This window comes from Carboxylicivirga taeanensis, assembly GCF_051851475.1.
GTDB classification, from domain to species: Bacteria; Bacteroidota; Bacteroidia; order Bacteroidales; family Marinilabiliaceae; genus Carboxylicivirga; species Carboxylicivirga taeanensis.
In genome coordinates, this window is record NZ_JBPUSJ010000032.1 from 1 (window position 1) to 4,769 (window position 4,769).

Annotated in this window: 3 protein-coding genes; all 3 read left to right on the forward strand. The window is 33.2% G+C overall.

Annotated elements, in window-relative coordinates; translation table 11 throughout:
- Positions 1 to 346: 346 nt before the first annotated feature.
- The 3 genes from ACSX1H_RS18725 to ACSX1H_RS18735 are packed head-to-tail and all read left to right on the forward strand — an operon-like array spanning position 347 to position 4,049.
- Entirely contained in the window at positions 347 to 1,828 is a 1,482-nt protein-coding gene (locus ACSX1H_RS18725) for a UvrD-helicase domain-containing protein (protein ID WP_439185782.1), read from the forward strand.
- Positions 1,828 to 2,508 (forward strand): DarT ssDNA thymidine ADP-ribosyltransferase family protein, encoded by a 681-nt coding sequence (locus tag ACSX1H_RS18730; protein ID WP_439185783.1) that lies wholly within the window; start codon positions 1,828 to 1,830, stop codon positions 2,506 to 2,508. The genes ACSX1H_RS18725 and ACSX1H_RS18730 overlap by 1 nt, the downstream gene beginning before the upstream one ends.
- Positions 2,508 to 4,049 carry an ADP-ribosylglycohydrolase family protein gene (locus ACSX1H_RS18735; RefSeq protein ID WP_439185784.1) on the forward strand — a complete coding sequence of 514 codons (1,542 nt, stop codon included), beginning with the start codon at positions 2,508 to 2,510 and terminating at the stop codon, positions 4,047 to 4,049. The genes ACSX1H_RS18730 and ACSX1H_RS18735 overlap by 1 nt, the downstream gene beginning before the upstream one ends.
- Positions 4,050 to 4,769: the final 720 nt, after the last annotated feature.

The following is a 4,769-nucleotide window of genomic DNA, read 5'->3' on the forward strand; positions in this document are numbered from 1 at the left end:
TGCGTAATTCTAAAATTGCAGTTTGCTGCAGCAATTGAGTGTAATTAAGGAACAAATATACAAGCATCGGGCCGCTTCATACGGCAATCCGTTAGCTGCAAGCGAAAAGAACCAAACTGCAACATAGAAACCTGATTATAAAATTGAAAAAACAGATAGAAAATATTGGCTCATTGCTTGAAGGTTGGTGCAAGAAAAAAATAGTTTTTGCCTACGCGCTTCTGCCCTTCGGGACAGTTGGGGAAGCCTACGCACATTGCACACATTTGCAAATCGCACAAGCCGACCCACAAACCGAAATTTGCAAAAGAGTGCAATTTTCCATCCCACAAAAAAGTTAGAACCTATGCCATTAAAAGAAATCATACTAAAAGGAGAACAAAAAAGAGTTTTATTCTTACCTGCAATCGAACCGATACAAATCAAAGGAGTTGCAGGGAGTGGAAAAACAACAGTGGCATTATATCGAGCTAAACACCTGATTGAAACTCAGAACAATTTATTTAAGGAAACAAAGGTTGCAATATTCACATTTAATAAAACTCTAACGAATTATATTGAAGCAATAAAGCATAATATCTCAGGAGGTTATCAAAAAGACAGCGAAGAAATTACTCCTCGATCAGCACCAGGGCTAAATGTTCAAGTTGTTAATTTTCACAAGTGGGCATATTGGTTCTTAAGAAATAGAGGAATTGAAGCATTTATAGATTTTAGAAATTTTCCAACATTTCAATCATCATCAATCGAAAAACATAGAAAGGTTTTACTCACCAAACACCCTGATAATAATGTATTAAATAAACGTGTAGAGTTTTTTATTGAAGAGTTTAAATGGATAAAAGGTAAATTACTTCTTGCTAAAAATGATTACATGAATGCTCCAAGGACAGGTAGAGGAACATCAGACCGTGTCACACAAATTGACAGAGAGCATATTTGGAGTGTATTTGAATCATACAATCAAGATTTAAAAAATGCTGGAAAAATTGACTTTGACGACTATGCTATTTTATGTTTAAAAGAAATAGAAAATGATACTTCATTTGAAGCTCCATATACTCATATAATTGTTGACGAAGCACAGGATTTAAGTAAAGCTCAAATACTTACCATATCAAAAATAGTATCTCCTGAAACAAAGAGTTTATCAATCATTGCAGATACTGCTCAAAGAATTTATAAAAGCGGTTTCTCATGGAAAGAAGTTGGTATCGAAGTAAGAGGTAATAGAACGTTATCTTTAAAAAAGAATTACAGAAATACGGAAGCAATTTCACTTGCAGCAACTTCGCTTTTAAATCATGACCCAGACCCATCTGAATTTACAATAGCTGAACCAGCAAGAAAAGGTGGAGAAAAACCTGAAATATCATTTTGCTCTGACTGGAATAATGAAACACAGTATATTCTCGAAAAGCTAAAACAAATAGATTTAAAAAATGAATTAACTGTTTTATTACATCGGGACTGGAATGGAATGAGAAAATTAAAAGACTTACTGTTTTATAATAAAATTGGTTGTGAAATAATCAATGAAAATTCTGCTATAAATTTTGACAATGGGATGGTCAAAATTTGTACACTTTCATCTGTTAAGGGGCTTGAATTTGATAATGTTTTTATCACAGAAGTTAATGAAGACAATATTCCTTATCCTCCTGGTTTTAATGATGAAAATGATGATATTCATATTTCTACAGAAAGAAGATTGTTGTATACCGCAATGACAAGAGCAAGAGAGAAACTTTATTTGTCATTAAATGGTACGCCAAGTAGATACATAAATGAGATTGACCGTGAATATGTACAAATAATTAAACTCTAATGGAATTAAAACCAAATCATGAATTGTTTTTGAAGGAAATTGAAGAACGTGATATTCAATATCTAATTCATTTCACTCCTACTATCAATTTGCTCAGTATGTATGAACAAAAGAATATTATCTCAAGGGCTGTTTTAGAGAGTTTGGATGCAGACCAATTTGATATTTTTGATTATGTTGAATTTACTGATGAAATAAGGTTTGATGATAAAAGCTATATTAATTTATCAATTCAACATCCTAATTCATATTTGTTTAACCGTTTTAGAAATAAAACATCGGAGGATATGTACATAACTTGGTGCGTACTAAAGATTAATCCCAAATATATTTACCTGAAAGACACATTATTTTCAGTTACAAATGCAGCTAATAGTCATAATAGAAGAAATGTTCGTGTAACAGGGGATATTGAAAAATTCAGAATGCTGTTTTCTCCAAGCATTCAGGTTGTAACTTCATATAATTCTAGAACAGTAACAAGAGGGAGTTTACCTTCAAAATACCCTACAGATGAACAAGCAGAAGTATTAGTAAGAGATAATATTTCTGTTTCAGATATATTACAAGTTTGTTTTAAAGATGAGAATGATTTGGCTTCAGGTAAAGCTGCATTAAGTGGCTATGATACTTCAAACTTTATTGTAGACGCTAGTATTTTTTCACAAAACAGAAACTAATGACACCAGAAACAAAATATAAGGGCAGTATTAAGCTTTCAGCAATCGGCGATGCATTAGGTTGGATTACTGAATTTGAAAAAAGCAAGGAAAGTCTAATATCAAAATACAACAAAGATTATGTTGATTCATTTCACAACTGGTCTAAAAATGTTGGAGGGCGATTTCATGGCTACGTTGACAATATTAGTGCAGGTTCATACTCTGATGATACTCAATTACTATTGTCAGTTGCTCGCTCCATTAATGAAGAAGGGTTTATAAATCATGAATACTTTTCAAAAATTGAACTGCCAAACTGGTTATTATATTCAAGAGGTGCAGGTAGGACAATAAAAAATGCAGCAAGAAAGATTGAAAGGAAGTCTGCTAAATGGAATAATAACTTCTTTACTTTTAAAGCAGGTAAAAATACAATTGACTACAGAGATAGCGGAGCAAACGGTGCTGCAATGAGAATTTTACCAATTGCACTTGCAAACTTTGGTGATATTGACAAAATTAATGAAGAAATTTTTGCTAATAGTATTGTTACTCACGGACACCCGAGAGCATTGTTAGGTGCTATGCTATATGGGTATGCTATTGATACGATTCTTCGTTTTAATCCTGATAATTTCAATTTTAATTCATTTATAACAGAACTAGGAAAGGATATACATGAGAAATTCTCATTATCATTTCTTAGTAAAGAGAAATACTTTTCATGGGAAAAAGAATGGAATAAAAACAGTAAGTATAGTTTCAAAGAATCATTTAAAACAATTCTTGATGAGACACAGGATTACCTAAGATTGACTTATAAAATGCTATCATCCGAAATTTCGGATTTTGATGCTTTATCAAAACTTGGATGTTACAAATCCGAAACAAAAGGCTCGGGAACATCTACGGTAATCGCAGGAATATATTTGACTTGTAAATACTATAAACAACCATTAAAAGCCGTGGAACAGGCTGTAAATTCTTTAGGTACTGATTCAGATAGCATAGCCGCATTTGCAGGTGGATTAATAGGTGCTTTATGTGGTCAATCTATAATTCCAACAAGATGGAAAAAAGTACAAGATTTTGAGTATCTTGATAAAGTAGCAATTAGGCTTCTTGAAATTTCAGAAGGCAATACATCAAAAAACAAATTATTTTCAAATGAAAAACAGCTTAAGGAGTTAAATAATGTTCAAACAGACAATTATAGTGTTGGTGAAAACATCTTTTTTAATCCATTAGGTACGGGGAAAATAGTTAATATTGATAGGCAAAGAACTCTCACAAAAGGACAATATAATTTATTATTGAATGTGAATTTCGAAATCGGTCAATCTTGTTTATTTGCATTCCTACTAAAAGATAGTGCCTATAATGAAGAAATACTTGCTACTAAAGACCCAATAGTCTTAGAGGTTGATTTTCTAAATTCATTCAATATAGATTTTAAGACAAAAGAAAAGATAGATAATTTTAAAATGAAACTATCAAATGAACAGCAAATAGAGTTCGTTGAGATACTAAAAATAATTACGAATAAAGTGAACGAATAATGCAACCCACACAGCCAAGCACATTTGCAATTCACACAAGCCAACGCACACCCAAATATTGCAAAAGAGCTTGTCTGTTTGCCAACGCTTTTTTGCCGACCCTAAAAACTATTTTTTTCGGGAACAGCAGAGCTTCGATTGAACTGATTTATGGTTGTAAGAGATTGATAATTAACTAATAACGAATGAACACCAGCAGCTAACAAAGTATATAAAACATTTGGCGAATAGTGCTAATTTTAAGGCTGTTACATTTAATAAAAAGTGTAACGGTTTGACAGGTTTGCTCTTCGAAATGCCAAACGTTTCATATACGTAGCCGTTAGGCACCACCCAATATTTTTAAGCCCAATTCGAGGTATTTTTGGGATCGATAAGGCTTTCGAGGAATTTGCTGCTCACCCACGGGCCAGCAACCCACATTCGCACAAACATTAAGGTTTGTGAATCGAAGACTTAATCGTTTTCACTGAAAGTTATGAGCGTTACGGAATCAGCCCGCCCCGTCCGACTTGCAAATTTCGCGTTAGATAAGTGCAGTATATCAAAGAACTGCAGTGATTTGCGTCCCAAAAATGAGCGTTAAAGTTGTTCAGCGAAAATAGGGCAGGTCACGGGCAATTTAGAAGAAGATAAGACCTTTTGTGCGGCTTAAAAACAACTTAGTTAACCGGTTATAAAAGGGGCGTGCCTAACAAGCTGCAATAATGCATAAGGAGG